Annotated in this window: 12 protein-coding genes; 3 read left to right on the top strand and 9 right to left on the bottom strand. The window is 59.6% G+C overall.

The genetic code is table 11. The annotated features are described in order from the left end of the window. Positions 1-146: 146 nt before the first annotated feature. Complete coding sequence (ptsP, locus tag ACA061_RS04880; protein WP_497300732.1) at positions 147-2,663, top strand: phosphoenolpyruvate--protein phosphotransferase; 2,517 nt, start codon at positions 147-149, stop codon at positions 2,661-2,663. A 23-nt stretch (positions 2,664-2,686) separates the two neighbouring features. Further along, the gene (gene nagE, locus ACA061_RS04875; RefSeq protein ID WP_210554576.1) at positions 2,687-4,402 is read left to right on the top strand and encodes an N-acetylglucosamine-specific PTS transporter subunit IIBC; all 1,716 of its coding nucleotides are present in this window, start codon (positions 2,687-2,689) and stop codon (positions 4,400-4,402) included. A 252-nt stretch (positions 4,403-4,654) separates the two neighbouring features. On the opposite strand, the gene ACA061_RS04870 is transcribed toward nagE, so the two are convergent. The 3 genes from ACA061_RS04870 to purL form a co-directional block, all read right to left on the bottom strand. Next, a complete protein-coding gene (locus ACA061_RS04870; protein ID WP_497300731.1) occupies positions 4,655-5,014 on the bottom strand; it encodes a DUF6124 family protein in 360 nt (119 codons plus the stop codon). A gap of 1,007 nt (positions 5,015-6,021) precedes the next feature. Further along, entirely contained in the window at positions 6,022-6,333 is a 312-nt protein-coding gene (locus ACA061_RS04865) for a YqfO family protein (protein WP_042607740.1), read from the bottom strand. A gap of 5 nt (positions 6,334-6,338) precedes the next feature. After that, positions 6,339-10,235 (bottom strand): phosphoribosylformylglycinamidine synthase, encoded by a 3,897-nt coding sequence (gene purL / locus ACA061_RS04860; protein ID WP_497300729.1) that lies wholly within the window; start codon positions 10,233-10,235, stop codon positions 6,339-6,341. A gap of 285 nt (positions 10,236-10,520) precedes the next feature. Between purL and mltF the strand changes: the two genes are divergently transcribed. After that, entirely contained in the window at positions 10,521-11,981 is a 1,461-nt protein-coding gene (gene mltF, locus ACA061_RS04855; protein ID WP_150603751.1) for a membrane-bound lytic murein transglycosylase MltF, read from the top strand. 114 nt (positions 11,982-12,095) lie between these two features. Here mltF and pdxJ read toward each other — a convergent pair whose 3' ends face one another. From pdxJ to lepA, 6 genes are all read right to left on the bottom strand, one after another. Beyond that, on the bottom strand, positions 12,096-12,842 hold the full coding sequence (pdxJ, locus tag ACA061_RS04850) for a pyridoxine 5'-phosphate synthase (protein WP_497300727.1): 747 nt from the start codon (positions 12,840-12,842) through the stop codon (positions 12,096-12,098). A gap of 48 nt (positions 12,843-12,890) precedes the next feature. After that, positions 12,891-13,580: a DNA repair protein RecO gene (gene recO / locus ACA061_RS04845; RefSeq protein ID WP_150603749.1), complete on the bottom strand. Its 690-nt coding sequence runs from the start codon at positions 13,578-13,580 to the stop codon at positions 12,891-12,893. A gap of 119 nt (positions 13,581-13,699) precedes the next feature. Next, positions 13,700-14,602: a GTPase Era gene (era, locus tag ACA061_RS04840; protein ID WP_042557789.1), complete on the bottom strand. Its 903-nt coding sequence runs from the start codon at positions 14,600-14,602 to the stop codon at positions 13,700-13,702. Further along, a complete protein-coding gene (gene rnc / locus ACA061_RS04835) occupies positions 14,595-15,284 on the bottom strand; it encodes a ribonuclease III (RefSeq protein ID WP_042557788.1) in 690 nt (229 codons plus the stop codon). The genes era and rnc overlap by 8 nt, the downstream gene beginning before the upstream one ends. A gap of 169 nt (positions 15,285-15,453) precedes the next feature. After that, positions 15,454-16,308 carry a signal peptidase I gene (gene lepB, locus ACA061_RS04830; protein ID WP_150617216.1) on the bottom strand — a complete coding sequence of 285 codons (855 nt, stop codon included), beginning with the start codon at positions 16,306-16,308 and terminating at the stop codon, positions 15,454-15,456. Positions 16,309-16,313: 5 nt separating this feature from the next. Further along, entirely contained in the window at positions 16,314-18,113 is a 1,800-nt protein-coding gene (lepA, locus tag ACA061_RS04825) for a translation elongation factor 4 (RefSeq protein WP_016986097.1), read from the bottom strand. Positions 18,114-18,190 lie beyond the last annotated feature (77 nt).

The following is an 18,190-nucleotide window of genomic DNA, read 5'->3' as shown; positions in this document are numbered from 1 at the left end:
TTTTGATCTTGTTTTTATGGATCAAGATCAACAGATCGCAGCCTTCGGCAGCTCCTACAGGGTTCAGCGAAAACGTGAGATCGCGATGCAGGCATTCAGCAACACCGTGCAATCGCGAAATTCCGAACTACTGATGAGACCGAGCCATGCAAAACAACAACAATAAAGAGCTGACCCTCAGCGCCCCGCTCAGCGGCCCGGTGCTCACGCTCGCCAAAGTCCCGGACGCGGTGTTCGCCAGCGGCGCGATGGGCGATGGCATTGCCATCGATCCACTCAACGACACCCTGTATTCGCCATGCGCCGGGGTGATCATTCACGTCGCCCGCACCGGCCACGCCCTCACCGTGCGCGCCGACAATGGCGCGGAAATCCTTCTGCACCTGGGCCTCGACACCGTTGAGCTGAACGGCGAAGGCTTTTCGATGCTGGTCAAGGAAGGCGTGCGAGTGAGCAACGGACAGCCGCTGTTGCGCTACGACCTGGACAAAGTCGGCCAGCAATGCAAAAGCCTGGTCAGCCTGTTGATCCTGACCAACAGCCAGGATTTTCAGGTGCGACCGATCACCCTGAAACCGGTGAAAGTCGGCGAGCCGTTGTTGCACATCGTGGCGCGCAACGCTTCGGCGGCGAATGCAGAAGAAATCGGCGGGCCTGAGGTTAACGGTTATGTGCTGGTTGCGCATCGAGGCGGTTTGCATGCGCGCCCCGCTGCGCTGATTCGTCAGACTGCGCAGCGTTTCAAAAGCCAGTCGCAGCTGCATTTCGCCGGCAAATCGGCGCCGTGCAACAGCCTGATCGGGTTGATGGCGCTGGCGATCGGCGAGCAGGATGAAGTGCAAGTCAGCTGTCAGGGACCGGACGCCGAAGCCGCGCTGCAAGCGTTGCTCAGCGCATTGGCCACCGCACTGCCGGATGATCATCACGCCGCCGCACCTGTGCGCGGTGCATCCCCCAAGCGTCCGGCCGAGGCTGGCGTGTTGCAGGGTGTTTGCGCCGCACCGGGATTAGTCGGCGGGCCGTTATTTCGTTTGAACACCATCAACTTGCCAGTGGATGCCGGCAATCATGATCTGTTGGAACAGCAGCAGAAACTTGAGACTGCGCTGACCCAGGTACGCAACGAAATCAACGGCACCCTAGCCCAGGCGAAAAAACAACGTAATGCCGATGAAGAAGCCATCTTCGCCGCGCATTTGGCATTGCTGGAAGACCCGGCCCTGCTCGACGCTGCACAGCAATCCATCAACCAAGGCACCGCAGCAACTCACGCCTGGAGCCAGTCGATTGATGTCCAGTGCGAAGTCCTGCAACACACCGGCAGCGCGCTGCTGGCCGAGCGCGCCAACGATCTGCGCGACCTCAAGCAACGCGTGTTGCGCGCCCTGCTCGGCGAGGCCTGGCACTACGACGTACCGACCGGCGCCATCGTCGCTGCCCATGAACTGACGCCGTCGGATCTGCTGCAACTCAGCGCGCAAGGTGTCGCCGGTTTGTGCATGGCCGAGGGCGGCGCGACTTCTCACGTGGCGATTCTCGCGCGTGGTAAAGGTCTGCCCTGCATGGTTGCGCTAGGTTCAGCACTGCTCGATCAACCGCAAGGCCACGCGGTGGTGCTTGATGCCGATGGCGGTCGCCTCGAACTGACGCCAAGCGCTGAGCGACTGGCTGAAGTCCAACAAATGCAAATCGAGCGCCAGCAACGCCGCGATGCGCAGCAAGCCAAAGCGCATCTGCCGGCCGAAACCCGCAACGGTGTGACCATCGAAGTCGTCGCCAATGTCGCCTCCAGCGCTGAAGCTGAAGACGCCTTTGCAAACGGCGCCGATGGCGTCGGCCTGCTGCGTACCGAATTCCTTTTCGTTGATCGCCAGACCGCACCGGACGTCGAAGAACAACGCTGTGCCTATCAAGCGGTCATCGATGCGATGGGCGACAAGTCGGTGATCATCCGCACCATCGACGTCGGCGGCGACAAGCAACTCGACTATCTGCCGCTGCCGACCGAAGCCAACCCGGTGCTGGGTCTGCGCGGCATTCGTCTGGCTCAGGCCCGCCCGGAAATCCTCGATCAACAACTGCGCGCACTGCTGCAAATCAGCCCGTTACAGCGTTGCCGGATCCTGTTGCCGATGGTCACTGAAGTCGAAGAACTGCTGCACATCCGTGAGCGCGTCGATGCGTTGTGCCTTGAGCTGAACATCACTCAGCGCCCGGAAATCGGCGTGATGATCGAAGTCCCGGCCGCCGCGTTGCAAGCCGAACAACTGGCCGAACATGCAGACTTCCTGTCGATCGGCACCAACGATCTCTCCCAATACACCTTGGCCATGGACCGCGACCACGCCGGCCTCGCCGCAAGGGTGGATGCATTGCACCCGGCGCTGCTGCGCCTGATCGCCATGACCTGCGAAGGCGCGGCGGTGCACAAGCGCTGGGTCGGTGTATGCGGTGCGTTGGCATCCGACCCGCTGGCGACGCCGGTGTTGATCGGCCTCGGCGTCACTGAATTGTCGGTGAGTCCGGTGCAGATCGGTGAAATCAAGGATCGCGTGCGTCAGTTGCACGAAGCCGAATGCCAACGCCTCGCCCGTGACCTGCTCAAGCTGAGCAGCGCCGCCGCGGTACGTCACGCCTGCCACCAACACTGGCCTCTGCGCTAATAACAACAAGAAGGAGAACCGCCATGTATCAACTCTTCATCGAAGGCCTGCAACGCCTCGGGCGTGCGCTGATGCTGCCGATCGCGATCCTGCCCATCGCCGGCCTGCTGCTGCGTCTGGGTGACACCGATCTGCTGAACATCGCGATCATTCACGACGCCGGCCAAGTCATTTTCGCCAACCTGGCAATGATCTTCGCCATCGGCATCGCCGTCGGTTTCGCCAAGGACAATAACGGCACCGCGGGCCTGGCCGGGGTGATCGGTTATCTGGTGATGATCTCCACCCTTAAAGTGCTCGATGCGAGCATCAACATGGGCATGCTCGCCGGGATCGTCAGCGGCCTGATGGCCGGCGCACTGTACAACCGCTTCAAGGACATCAAGCTGCCGGAGTATCTGGCGTTCTTCGGTGGCCGACGATTCGTGCCGATTGTCACCGGATTCGCGGCCGTCGGCCTGGGCGTGGTGTTCGGCTACATCTGGCCGCCGATCCAGCACGGCATCAACGCTTTCGGCGCCCTGATGATGGAAAGCGGCAGCATCGGCGCGTTTGTCTTCGGCGTGTTCAATCGCCTGCTGATCGTCACCGGCCTGCACCACATCCTCAACAACATGGCGTGGTTCGTCTTCGGCAACTTCACCGACCCGACCACTGGCGCACTAGTGACCGGCGACCTGTCGCGCTATTTCGCCGGCGATCCGAAGGGCGGCCAGTTCATGACCGGCATGTTCCCGATGATGATCTTCGGCCTGCCCGCCGCGTGCCTGGCGATGTATCGCAATGCTTTGCCGGAACGCCGCAAAGTCATGGGCGGGATCTTCCTGTCGATGGCGCTGACTTCATTCCTGACCGGGGTGACCGAGCCAATCGAATTCGCCTTCATGTTTTTGGCGCCGCTGCTGTTTCTGCTGCACGCGCTGCTGACCGGGCTGGCGATGGCGATCACCAATGCGCTGAACATTCATTTGGGCTTTACGTTCTCTGGCGGCTTTATTGACATGGTGCTGGGCTGGGGCAAGTCCACCAATGGTTGGCTGGTGGTCCCGGTCGGGCTGGCTTATGCAGTTGTGTATTACGCCGTGTTTGATTTCTGTATTCGTCGATTCAACCTGAAGACGCCGGGCCGAGAAGATGTCGCTGTCAGTGAGAAAGCCGTACTGACTGAAAACGAGCGCGCCAGTGCCTACATCAAAGCATTGGGCGGCGCTGAAAACCTGCTGACTGTTGGCGCTTGCACCACGCGATTGCGGCTGGAGATGGTGGATCGCAACAAGGCCTCGGATGCCGATCTGAAAGCACTGGGTGCAATGGCGGTTGTGCGTCCGGGTAAAGGTGGGAGTTTGCAGGTAGTGGTCGGGCCGCTGGCCGACAGCATTGCCGATGAAATTCGCCTGGCGATGCCGGCGTTGGGGCGTGCTGTTATTGCCGAATCTGTTGCCGTTGTCGAAGAGCCGAAAGCGCTGATGGTCGCGGGCGCCGAGGCACAGAAATGGCTGAATGCACTGGGCGGCGGCGGCAATGTGCTGCAACTGGATTGCATCGCCATGAGCCGTATTCGGCTGTTGCTGGCGGATGGCAAGGCGTTGTCCGAGGCTCAGTTGAAGGAATTGGGCTGCCAAGGTGTCAGCCAGTTGGAAGGTGGGGTTTGGCATTTGTTGGTGGGGGATAAGGCGGCGAGTTTGAGTGGGGCGATTGAGGCATTGGTCAATCGTAGCGAGGTCGGCGCCAAGGTCTGACCTACCACTTCACCCATGTAGGAGCTGCCGCAGGCTGCGATCTTTTGACTTTGTTTTTTGACAGTCAAAGGCAAGATCAAAAGATCGCAGCCTTCGGCAGCTCCTACAAGGGATGCTCTCAACCCCTAGAGTCAAGTCGTTTGGCAAGCCGCCATCGCTGGCAAGCCAGGCTCCCACAGGTTGTGCAGTGTTCTCAAGATCGTGCACGCCCCGGTGGAGCCAGCCTGCTGGCGATGAACGGTGACACGGTCGTCAGGTTTGCGGGTCGACTCGATCCAGCGCCCGGTTTACTGCCAGTTCGGCGAGCATGACGATTTGCTGGATGCCTAATGCCGTGCTGCGCTGCAGACCGCTTAGCTCATTGGCGAAGTTGCTGGCGGCGGCGCTTGCGCTGGCCAACGATTCGACCGCGTGAGCGAGCAGGCTTTCGGTGTCGGCCTGGGGGCAGACCATGAACATGGTGCTCGGTCGGCGAGGTTTTGCGGGTTCGGGGCACAGGTAGAAGTCGAGGGCGCGCTTGATGGCTTCGCGGTTTCGGGCCTGCTCCTCAGCGCGGAGGGCTTCTTCGAGTGGGGTTTTGGTTTCGGGTGGGTCGGGGACGATTTTAGTCATGGATCGGTCCTTGCTGGTTGGAGCCATCCAAATACCGTTTCTCACGCGGCGAATTGGGTGGCAGCTATGTGCGGGGTGAGAAACCGGGCAAAGACCAGCAAACCTCCGGCCGGACCGAAGTCCGCCCGCACATAGCCACCATAAAAATGCAGCAGCGAATGAGCTGGCGGCAATTATGGGACTACTGGCGCTGGAATGACACTTACCCGGGTTCTCACGCCCGATCACCGCATTGGCAGTGACAACTCAAGCCTAGAGACCGCACGTCCGACGGACAACCTGAAAACCTTGTGGGAATCCTCTGTCTGTTTCACACACAACTAAACATACCGAATTGAAATACACCCCGTGTAGGAGCTGCCGAAGGCTGCGATCTTTTGACTTTGACGTTTCAACATCAAAATCAAAAGATCGCAGCCTTCGGCAGCTCCTACAGGGGATAGCTACACCCTCAGAGACTGGTCGGCTGTCAGGCCGCCATCGCTGGCAAGCCAGCTCCCACAGAAAAGCAAAGCAGCGCCACCTACTCGCTCCTGCTCCTCACCAACCAACAGGATGAGCGTTAGCTCGGCTGCAGCTCTTGACCTTGATCCACCCGCCCCGTCGGCAGGCTGAGCGGAGGGATTCATCCGGGGGTGGGAGCGCAGCGACCGTTTGGCGAAGCCAAACACATCGAGAGGAGGTGCAGCGAAGCAAACCGGAGACGATGCGCCCGGATGGATACCGGAGCGAAGGAACCCCGAGCTTTAGCGAGCGGGCCGAACGTTGGGGCAAGCGTTTTTTGCTTACTTTTTTAGGCGCTTGTAAAAAAGTGAGTCGCCGTAAGGGCGAAACCGCCAGCCGCAGCACTCGAAGAAATGGATATTCTCTCAATCAGACAGAGCATGGTCGCCTGTCAGGGCGCCATCGCGAGCAGGCTCACTCCTACAGAAAAGCAGATCGCAGGCAACAAAAAACCCGCAGACAATCACTGATCTGCGGGTTTCCTGTTTCAGCAGCAAGGAAGATCAGAAATCTTCCAGCCGCCACACCTCATAAGCCGGTGTCTCGTACGGATGGCTAAGCTTCAAAGCCGCCACAACAGCAACAATCAACTCATCCGCAACAACAAGCTCAACCTTCCATTCCTCAACCCGCTCAACCTGCCCCGCCTCGCCAATGAACGGCTGACTCCCGTCCAAAGGTCGAAACTGGCCCAGACCAAGCACCTGCCACGCACAGTGGTCATAGTCACCAATCCGCCCACCACCGGCAGCGAACACAGCCCCCTTGACCACCTCGACATGACTGTCAGGAACAAAAAAAGCGAGCTTGTACACAGGCCTTAGTTCACCCAGACCCGAGCATTACGGAACATACGCATCCAAGGTGCGTCCTCGTTCCAGTCTTCCGAACGCCACGAGTTCTGCACGGCACGGAACACACGCTCCGGGTGCGGCATCATGATCGTCACACGGCCATCACGGCTGGTGAGACCGGTAATCCCGCGCGGCGAACCGTTCGGGTTGGCCGGATACGATTCAGTGACCTTGCCATGGTTGTCGACAAAGCGCATCGCCACGCAACCCGACAGATCCGCTTCCAGCAGTGCTTCTTCGCTGGAGAACTCGGCATGACCTTCACCGTGAGCGATGGCGATCGGCATACGCGAACCGGCCATGCCCTGCAGGAAGATCGAGTTCGATTCCTGAACCTGAACCATTGCCATACGCGCTTCGAACTGCTCGGAACGGTTGCGCACGAAGTGCGGCCAGAACTCGCTGCCCGGGATCAGCTCGTGGAGGTTGGACATCATCTGGCAACCGTTGCACACACCGAGGGTGAAGCTGTCGTTACGTTCGAAGAAACCCTGGAACGCATCACGGGCGCGGCTGTTGAACAGTGCCGACTTGGCCCAGCCCTCACCGGCGCCGAGTACGTCGCCGTAGGAGAAACCACCGCACGCCACCAGACCTTTGAACTCGTTCAGGTCGACACGGCCGGCCAGAATGTCGCTCATGTGCACGTCGATCGCGTTGAAACCGGCGCGGTCGAACGCGGCGGCCATTTCCACCTGACCGTTGACGCCCTGCTCACGCAGCACGGCAACCTGTGGGCGGATGCCTTTCTTGATGTACGGCGCGGCGATGTCCTGGTTGACGTCATAGCTCAGCTTGACGCTCAGGCCCGGGTTGTCTTCTTCCAGCAGCACGTCGAACTCTTGTTCGGCGCAGTCGGCGTTGTCGCGCAGACGCTGGATCTGGTAGCTGGTCTCAGCCCAGGTACGCTGCAGCAAACGACGCTGGCCTTCGAACACGGTGTCACCGTTGAAGGTGATGTTGATCTGGCCGTTGTTGATTGGCTGACCGATCACCGAAACGCAATCGCCCAGACCGGCAGCGCTGAACTGCGCGAGGATGTCTGGCGTGGCGTCCTGACGAACCTGGATCACGGCGCCCAGTTCTTCGTTGAACAGGATCGCGGCGATGTCGGCCGACGTTTCAGCCAGACCATCGAGGTTCAGACTCAGACCGCAATGACCGGCGAAGGCCATTTCCACGACGCTGGTCAGCAGACCACCGTCGGAGCGGTCGTGGTAAGCCAGCAGGTGACCGTCGGCGTTGAGGCCCTGGATCACGGCAAAGAAGGCTTTGAGATCTTCAGCATCATCGACGTCCGGCGCTTGCGAACCGAGCTTGCCGTGAACCTGAGCAAGGATCGAAGCACCCATGCGGTTCTGACCGCGACCGAGGTCGATCAGGATCAGGTCGGTGGTGCCCTTGTCCATGCGCAGTTCCGGAGTCAGGGTCTGACGGATGTCAGCCACTGGCGCGAAACCGGTCACGATCAACGACATCGGCGAGGTCACGGTTTTTTCTTCACCGTTGTCATTCCAGCGCGTGGCCATGGACATCGAGTCCTTGCCCACCGGAATGGTGATGCCCAGCTCAGGGCACAGCTCCATACCGACCGCTTTCACGGTGTCGTACAGACGCGCGTCTTCGCCCGGGTGGCCGGCAGCCGACATCCAGTTCGCCGACAGTTTGATGTCGGAGATCTTGTTGATGCGCGAAGCGGCAATGTTGGTCAGGGTTTCGCCGATGGCCATGCGGCCCGACGCCGGAGCGTCCAGCAGAGCCAGCGGAGTACGCTCGCCCATCGCCATCGCTTCACCGGTGTAAACGTCGAAACTGGTGGCGGTAACGGCAACGTCGGCCACCGGAACCTGCCATGGGCCGACCATTTGGTCACGGGCGACGAGGCCAGTGATGGTGCGGTCGCCGATGGTGATCAGGAAGCTCTTGCTCGCAACAGCCGGGTGATGCAGAACGCGTTCGATGCTTTCGCTGATGTCGAGATTCGACGGATCGAAGTCATCGCCAAGCTCGGCTTCACGTACCACCGAACGGTGCATGCGCGGGGCTTTGCCCAGCAACACTTCCAGTGGCATGTCCACCGGGTTGTTGCCGAAGTGGCTATCGGTCACGGTCAGTTGCGGCTCGGCGGTGGCTTCACCAACGACGGCAAACGGGCAACGCTCGCGTTCACAAATGGCCTGGAAGCGCGCGAAGTCTTCAGGGCCAACGGCCAGCACGTAACGTTCCTGGGATTCGTTACTCCAGATTTCGTGCGGGGCCATGCCCGGCTCGTCGTTTGGAATGTTGCGCAGTTCGAAACGACCACCGCGCTCGCCGTCGTTGACCAGTTCCGGGAAGGCGTTGGACAGACCGCCCGCGCCGACGTCGTGGATGAAGCTGATCGGGTTCTTGTCACCCAGTTGCCAGCAACGGTCGATGACTTCCTGGCAGCGACGTTCCATTTCAGGGTTTTCACGCTGAACCGAAGCGAAGTCCAGATCCGCCGAGCTGGTGCCGGTGGCCATGGAGGAAGCCGCGCCGCCGCCCAGACCGATCAACATCGCCGGGCCGCCAAGCACGATCAGCTTGGAGCCAACGACGATTTCGCCTTTCTTGACGTGTTCTTCGCGAATGTTACCCATACCACCGGCCAGCATGATCGGCTTGTGGTAACCGCGAACTTCGTCACCGTGCGGGGTGGTGATCGATTGTTCGAAGGTACGGAAGTAGCCGGTCAGGGCCGGACGACCGAATTCGTTGTTGAACGCGGCGCCGCCGAGCGGGCCTTCGATCATGATGTCCAGCGCCGTAACGATGCGCTCAGGCTTGCCGTACGGCACTTCCCACGGCTGTTCGAAGCCCGGGATCTGCAGGTTGGATACGGTGAAACCGGTCAGGCCAGCCTTTGGCTTGGCGCCACGACCGGTTGCGCCTTCGTCACGGATCTCGCCACCGGAACCGGTGGATGCGCCCGGGAACGGGGCAATCGCGGTCGGGTGGTTGTGGGTTTCAACCTTCATCAGGATGTGCACCGGCTCCTGCACCGCGCCGTACTGGCGGGTTTCAGGATTCGGGAAGAAACGGCCGGCAACGTTGCCGACGATCACCGAAGCGTTGTCCTTATAAGCCGACAGAACGCCTTCGCTGTGCATCACGTAGGTGTTCTTGATCATGCCGAACAGGCTTTTTTCCTGGTTCTCACCATCAATATCCCAACTGGCGTTGAAGATCTTGTGACGGCAGTGCTCGGAGTTGGCTTGGGCGAACATCATCAGTTCGATGTCGTGCGGGTTGCGCTTGAGACCGTTGAAGGCGTCGACCAGGTAGTCGATCTCGTCTTCGGCCAAGGCCAGACCCAGCTCGGTGTTGGCCTTTTCCAGCGCGGCGCGACCGCCACCGAGGATGTCGATCGCCGTCAGCGGCTTCGGCTCGGCGTGACTGAACAGACCGGCGGCCTGCTCAAGGTTGCCGAGGACGATTTGCGTCATGCGGTCATGCAATACATCAGCAATCTGCTGCGCTTGGGCGTCGCTGAACTGACCGGCCACGTAGAACGCGATGCCGCGCTCCAGACGCTGGATCTTGCTCAGGCCGCAATTGCGGGCAATGTCGCTGGCCTTGCTCGACCATGGCGAGATGGTGCCAAAACGCGGCAACACCAGGAACAGACGGCCGGTCGGCTCTTGAACCGGAACACTTGGACCGTACTTCAGAAGGCGCGCAAGCACCTGCTGTTCGTCGCCGGTCAGGACGCCGGTAACTTCGGCGAAGTGAGCGAATTCAGCATACAAGCCACTGACAGCCGAAACTTTCTGGCTCAGTTGCTCAAGGAGTTTGCTGTGGCGAAAGGCAGAAAGGGCAGGAGCGCCGCGCAGGATCAACATCTTCGGGACAGCCTCGGGAAGGGGTGTGCTTTGAGGCCGTGCATTCTAGCCTAAACCGCCCTCAACATCACCCGAAACGCTACGCACGGTTGCACTCGGGTGTCGATCTGTGTTTCTGCCTCGAGAGTCAAATTTACGGGACAAGTGAACAACGTTAATTTTTACTGTAACAAAATGCCCTTCAGGCCCGTTTCTGCGGGGTTTCGGCTGGTTTTGTGATCTCTAGCAGAGTCGCCCTGCACTGTCGAGATATGGCGCCCGCAGTCCTTTGCGTATACTGCGCAAATGTTTTTCCCAACGGCTTTGCGTCCGCGGTACGCCAAATGGCTGATCGCAACCGGACTCTTCCTGATGCTCGGTGGCTGTGTTGATAAACCCAACACACTCGAGCGCGTAAAGGAGGATGGCGTGCTGCGGGTGATTACCCGAAACAGCCCCGCCACCTACTTCCAGGATCGCAGTGGTGAAACCGGCTTCGAATACGAGCTGGTGAAGCGCTTTGCCGACGATTTGGGTGTCGAACTGAAAATCGAGACCGCCGACAATCTCGACGACCTCTTCAACCAGATCGGCAAGCCCAACGGGCCGGTACTGGCGGCTGCCGGTCTGGTCAGCAGCGACCAGCGCAAGCAGCAGGTGCGATTCTCCCACTCCTACCTGGAAGTCACGCCACAGATCATCTATCGCAACGGCCAGTCGCGGCCGACCGATGCCGGTGATCTGGTCGGCAAGAAGATCATGGTGCTCAAGGGCAGCACCCACGCCGAGCAACTGGCCGAGCTGAAACAGAAATTTCCCGGCATCGAATACGAAGAGTCCGACGCTGTCGAGGTGGTCGACCTGTTGCGCATGGTCGATGAAGGCCAGATCGACCTGACCCTGGTCGACTCCAACGAAGTGGCAATGAATCAGGTTTACTTCACCAACATCCGCGTGGCCTTCGACCTCGGCGATGCGCGCAGCCAGAGCTGGGCGGTAGGCCCGGGCGAAGACAACAGCCTGCTCAACGAAATCAACGCTTATCTGGACAAGGTGCAAAAGAACGGCACCTTGCAACGCTTGAAAGACCGCTACTACGGCCACGTCGACGTCCTTGGCTACATGGGCGCCACCACGTTTGCCCAACATTTGCAGCAGCGCCTGCCGAAATACGAACAGCACTTCAAGAACTATGCGAAAAAAGAGAAAGTCGACTGGCGCCTGCTCGCCGCCATCGGTTATCAGGAATCGCTGTGGCAACCGACAGTCACCTCGAAAACCGGCGTGCGCGGCTTGATGATGCTGACCCAGAACACCGCTCAGGCGATGGGCGTGTCCAACCGCCTCGACCCGAAGCAGAGCATCATGGGCGGCGCCAAGTACATCGCTTATATGAAGGATCAGCTTGATGATTCGATCAAGGAGCCGGATCGCACCTGGTTTGCACTGGCGGCGTACAACGTCGGCATCGGTCATCTGGATGACGCGCGCAAACTGACGGCCAAGGAAGGGCTGAATCCGGACAAGTGGCTGGACGTGAAGAAAATACTGCCGCGTCTGTCGCAGAAGCAGTGGTACAGCAAAACCCGCTACGGCTACGCCCGAGGCGGCGAGCCCGTGCATTTCGTGGCGAACATCCGTCGTTACTACGACATTCTTACCTGGGTGACCCAACCGCAGCTTGAGGGTGATCAAGTGGCCGAGGGCAACCTGCATGTGCCGGCGATCGACAAGTCCAAGCCGACCCAAGAGCCTGCTCCGCTTTAAAAGCAAAAGATCGCAGCCTTCGGCAGCTCCTATAGGGGATCACATGCGCCGCAAAATTGCGGGGTTAGCATGATCCCCCTGTAGGAGCTGCCGCAGGCTGCGATCTTTTGATCTTCAGCCCTTCAAGGCAGCCGCCAGAATCAGCGCCTTCATCTCAGCCACTGCAGACTTGAAACCCACGAACAACGCATGCGCCACCAGCGCATGGCCGATGTTCAGCTCGTTGATGCCCTTGATCGCCGCCACCGCCTCAACGTTGTGGTAATGCAGGCCATGACCGGCATTGACGATCAGCCCCTGCGCCAGGCCAAACGCCACACCGTCCGCGACACGCTTCAATTCCTCAGCGACTTCAGCCGGGGTTTCGGCATCGGCATAACGCCCGGTGTGCAGCTCAATCGCCGGTGCGCCGACACGTTTCGACGCAGCAATCTGGCGCTCGTCGGCGTCAATGAACAGCGACACTTCACTGCCGATTTTCGACAGCCGCTCAACCGCGGTCTTGATCCGCGCTTCCTGTCCCGCCACGTCCAGACCGCCCTCGGTGGTCAGTTCCTGACGGGTTTCCGGTACCAGGCAAATGTGCGCCGGGCGGATAAGTTCGGCGAACACCATCATTTCTTCGGTGACGCCCATTTCGAAGTTCATGCGGGTTTGCAGCACATCCTTGAGCAGCAGCACATCGCGTTCTTGAATGTGGCGGCGGTCTTCACGCAGGTGCACGGTGATACCGTCAGCGCCCGCCTCTTCCGCGTCCAGCGCAGCCTTGACCGGATCCGGATAGCGCGTGCCACGGGCCTGACGCAGGGTGGCGACGTGGTCGATGTTCACGCCAAGAAGAATGCGATTGCTGGTGGTCACGGATGCGCGCTCCTGAAGGAAAAGATTCGGCGCACAGCATACGTGAGATCAGGGCTTGCGAAACAGCTCGCGACTGACGAGAGGACGACCGCCCAAGTGAACGGCCAATGCCTGACGCATCAACCGCTTGGCAGCGGACAATGCACCAGGCGCCGACCAATCGGCTTCGGCCATGGCCAGCAATTCGGTGCCATTGAACAGCCCCGGTTGCAGCAGATAGACGCGTTCAAGCCCTGCATCCACCTGCAGGCGATAGAGACCGTCCGGCGCGACAGGTTCGCCGTGAACATCAGTGTTCATGGAAAAGCCGTAGCCAAGATCATCCAACAATCGCCATTCGAAGGAGCGCAGCAAGGGTTCCAGCGGTCGGCCTTCAGCCAGGGCCGACAAAGTCGCGGCGTAGTGATCGAACACCGCCGGATGCGGATCTTCCGAAGGCAGCAAGCGGATCAACAGCTCGTTTAGATAGAGGCCGCTGAACAGTGCCTCGCCAACCATCCAGGTCGCGGTTCCGGCACTCTCCATGCGCCCGACGTTCTTCAGTTCACCCTTGCCACGAAACTCCACTTCCAGCGGCACAAATGGCCGCGCCAGTGTCCCGGCCTTGCCCCGCGCACTGCGCAACACCGCCCGCAGCCGACCTTGCGGCGTGAGGAAATCCACCAAAGCGCTGTTTTCGCGGTAGGCGCGTGAGTGGAGGACGTAGGCGGGTTGGGCGGGAGGCGGGTTTTGCGACATGAGGGCTGTTTCCCGGTCGGAGATTGCAAAAAAGATCGCAGCCTTCGGCAGCTCCTACAGGTATACACAAAACTCTGTAGGAGCTGCCGAAGGCTGCGATTTTTTGATCTTGGTACCGCTTACAGGTCGCCGTAACCCAGCGAGCGCAATGCACGCTCGTCGTCGGACCAGCCGCCCTTCACCTTGACCCACAGGTTGAGCATGATCTTGGAGTCGAACAGCAGCTCCATGTCCTTGCGCGCTTCGGTGCCGATGCGTTTGATGCGCTCGCCCTTGTCGCCGATGATGATCTTCTTCTGGCCATCACGCTCGACGAGGATCAAGGCGTGAATGTGCAGGGTCTTGCCCTGCTGCTTGAATTCTTCGATCTCGACGGTGATCTGGTACGGCAGCTCGGCGCCCATCTGGCGCATGATTTTCTCGCGCACCAGTTCGGCGGCAAGGAAACGGCTGCTGCGGTCGGTGATCTGGTCTTCCGGGAAGAAGTGATCATTTTCCGGCAAGTGGTTGGCAATCACCTTTTCCAGCGCTTCAAGGTTGTGCCCGTGCTGCGCCGAAATCGGGATGATCTGCGCGTTCGGCAGCTGCTCCTGCAACCACGACAAGTGCGGCATCAGCTCGGCCTTGTCTTCGATGCGATCGGTCTTGTTCAGTGCGACGATCAGCGGGCCGGTCACGTACTGCACGCGCTCCAGAACCATCTGGTCTTCGTCGGTCCACTTGGTGCGATCAACCACAAAGATCACCACGTCGACGTCTTTCAACGCCGCCGAAGCGGTCTTGTTCATGTAGCGGTTCAGCGCCTTTTCGCCACCCTTGTGCATGCCCGGGGTGTCGACGTAGATCGCTTGCACGTCACCCTCGGTCTTGATCCCGAGCATGTTGTGGCGAGTGGTCTGCGGCTTGCGCGAGGTGATCGCGAGCTTCTGGCCCAGGATGTGGTTCAGCAGCGTGGACTTGCCCACGTTGGGACGGCCGACGATGGCAACATAGCCACAGCGAGTTGCGTTTGTATCAGTCATTGCCATTCTCCACGCCCAGGGCAATCAGTGCTGCGGCGGCCGCTACCTGTTCGGCAATACGACGGCTCACACCCTGACCTCGGCTTTTTTCATTCAGTAAGACAACTTCGCATTCGACGAAGAAGGTTCGGCAGTGCGGCTCACCCTGGATATCCACCACTTCGTAACGTGGCAGGTCGCAACCGCGCGATTGCAGATGTTCCTGCAGGCGGGTCTTTGGATCCTTGTTGGTGTCGACCAGCGTCAGGCCTTCGAACTCGCCGGCCAGCCAGGCCAGTACGCGTTCGCGGGCGACGTCCATGCCGGCGTCGAGGTAGATCGCACCGATCAGTGCTTCAAGGGCATCGGCCAGAATCGATTCGCGACGAAAACCGCCGCTTTTCAGTTCACCGGAACCCAGACGCAAATAATCGCCGAGGTCGAAACCGCGAGCCAGTACGGCCAGCGTCTCACCTTTCACCAAACGTGCGCGCAAACGCGACAACTGGCCTTCGCGGGCCAGCGGGAAGCGATCAAACAGTGCTTCGCCGGCGACGAAATTGAGGATGGCGTCACCGAGGAATTCCAGGCGTTCGTTGTTGCGCCCGGCAAAACTGCGGTGCGTAAGGGCCAGGAGCATCAGCTCCTGATCCTTGAAGGTGTAACCGAGCTGACGCTCGAGACGGCTTAATGAGGCGCTCACGGTTTACCCACGCTGTGTTCAAAGCTGGATTCCACCGCCATCGCCGGGGTACGGCGCAGGCCTGGGACAATTAACGCTGTGTTCAAAAATTAAATCCTGGCGATAGCGAAGCCGATTGTGTCGACTCCAGAAATGCATTCGGCGCTGTGGTCAACAGCGCCGTGTGTGATTACTTGATCAGGCCAACCCGCGAGAAATTCGGCAGGTGGCTGAGTTTCGGTTCCGGCCAGCTCATCCAGACCGCGAAGGCCTTGCCGACGATATTCTGGTCGGGAACCATGCCCAGCAGATCCTTGGGAATGTTCGGATCATCCCAGTAGCGACTGTCGTTCGAGTTGTCGCGGTTGTCGCCCATCATGAAGTAGTGCCCGGCCGGCACTGTCCACGTACGATCCGGCGGGGTGCGGTAGCGGCCCATTTCCTTGCGGATAAGGTGCTCGGCAGCGCCGAGTTTTTCCTTGTAGAGCTCTGCGCTGCCCAGCGTGCCCGGCTCGGAGCCGACCAGTTGCTCGGCAATCGACTCGCCATTGACGAACAGACGCTTGTCAGCGGTGTATCGCACGGTATCGCCCGGCAAGCCGACTACACGCTTGATGTAGTTGACGGCAGGGTCGCTCGGGTAGCGGAACACCATCACATCGCCACGCTGTGGATCACCGACTTCGATGATTTTCTTGTCGATCACCGGCAGGCGGATCCCGTAAGAAAACTTGTTCACCAGAATGAAGTCGCCGACGTCCAGGGTCGGCTTCATCGAGCCGGATGGAATCTGGAACGGTTCCACCAGGAACGAACGCAGCACCAGCACGATGAACAACACCGGGAAGAACGACTTGCCGTATTCAACCAGCAGCGGCTCTTTGTTCAGTTTCTCGACCACTACCCCGTCAGGCTGGCTGACGCTGCCCTGATAGGAGGCAATGGCAGCACGCCGACGCGGCGCGAGGATCAACAGATCAAGCAACGCCAACAGGCCGCAGACGAACACGGCGATGACCAGCAACAGCGGGAAATTTAGTGACATAGGACCTAACTATCCAACCTGAGCACTGCGAGGAAGGCTTCTTGTGGAATTTCCACGTTGCCGACCTGCTTCATGCGTTTCTTACCGGCCTTTTGCTTCTCCAGCAGTTTCTTCTTACGGCTGACGTCACCACCGTAGCATTTGGCCAATACGTTCTTTCTGAGTGCCTTGACGGTTGTCCGGGCAACGATCTGACCACCGATGGCGGCCTGGATCGCGACGTCGAACATCTGACGCGGAATCAGTTCTTTCATCTTCTCGGTCAACTGGCGACCTTTGTAGTGCGAGTTGTCACGGTGCACGATCAACGCCAGGGCATCGACCTTGTCGCCGTTGATCAGCACATCCAGCTTCACCAGATTAGCCGATTGGTAACGATCGAAATGGTAGTCCAGCGAAGCATAGCCGCGGCTGGTGGATTTGAGACGGTCGAAGAAGTCCAGGACCACTTCGTTCATCGGCAGGTCGTAGGTGACCTGCACCTGATTGCCGAGGAACAGCATGTCGACTTGAACGCCACGCTTCTCGATGCACAGGGTGATGACGTTGCCCAAGTGTTCCTGCGGCACCAGAATGTTGGCCCGCACGATCGGCTCGCGCATGTCTTCGATCGACGACACATCCGGAAGCTTGGATGGGTTGTCGACGTAAATCGTTTCACCGGTTTTCAGCACCAGCTCGAAGATTACCGTCGGCGCCGTGGTGATCAGGTCCAGGTCGTACTCGCGCTCGAGACGTTCCTGGATGATTTCCATGTGCAGCATGCCGAGGAACCCGCAACGGAAGCCGAAGCCCAGTGCGTCGGAGCTTTCCGGGGTGTATTGCAGCGACGAGTCGTTGAGGGTCAGCTTCTGCAGCGCTTCGCGGAAATCTTCGAAGTCGTCGGAGCTGACCGGGAACAGACCGGCGTAAACCTGTGGCTGGATACGCTTGAAGCCTGGCAGCACTTCAACGTCCGGCGTCGAGCTCAGCGTCAGGGTGTCACCCACCGGAGCACCGTGAATGTCCTTGATGCTGGCGATGATGAAGCCCACTTCGCCGGCCTTCAGATCAGCCGTGGCGGTGTGTTTCGGGTTGAACACGCCAACGCTGTCGACCAGATGGATCTTGCCGGTGGACTTGACGAGGATCTTGTCGCCCTTCTTCACGCGGCCGTGACGGACACGTACCAGGGAAACAACGCCCAGGTAGTTGTCGAACCAGGAATCGATGATCAACGCTTGCAGCGGATCTTCGATATTGCCGGTTGGCGCAGGAATGGTGTGTACCAGACGCTCGAGCACCTCATCGACACCCAGGCCGGTTTTGGCGCTGCAGGTGACGGCGTCGGTGGCGTCGATGCCGATGATCTTCTCGATCTCGTCCTTGACGCGATCAGGGTCGGCCTGTGGCAGGTCGATCTTGTTCAGTACCGGCATGACCTCAAGGCCCTGCTCGATAGCGGTGTAGCAGTTGGCCACGGACTGGGCTTCAACACCCTGACCCGCGTCGACTACCAGCAATGCACCTTCGCACGCAGCCAGGGAACGGCTGACTTCATAGGTGAAGTCGACGTGGCCCGGGGTGTCAATGAAGTTCAGCTGATATTTGATGCCGTCTTTGGCGGTGTAATAAAGGGTGACGCTGTGGGCCTTGATGGTGATCCCGCGTTCACGCTCCAGGTCCATGGAATCCAGTACCTGGGCTTCCATTTCACGCTCGGCCAGGCCGCCGCACATCTGGATGAAGCGATCGGCCAGCGTCGACTTGCCATGGTCAATGTGGGCGATGATGGAGAAATTGCGGATATGACTCAAATCACTCACGGATCAACACTCAAAAAGGCTGCAGGCATAGCCCGCCGAAAAATAGCCGGGAATTGTACCTGATACACGGCGCAAGC

This window comes from Pseudomonas sp. LBUM1668, assembly GCF_059695715.1.
This window is presented reverse-complemented; position numbering and strand designations above follow the sequence as displayed.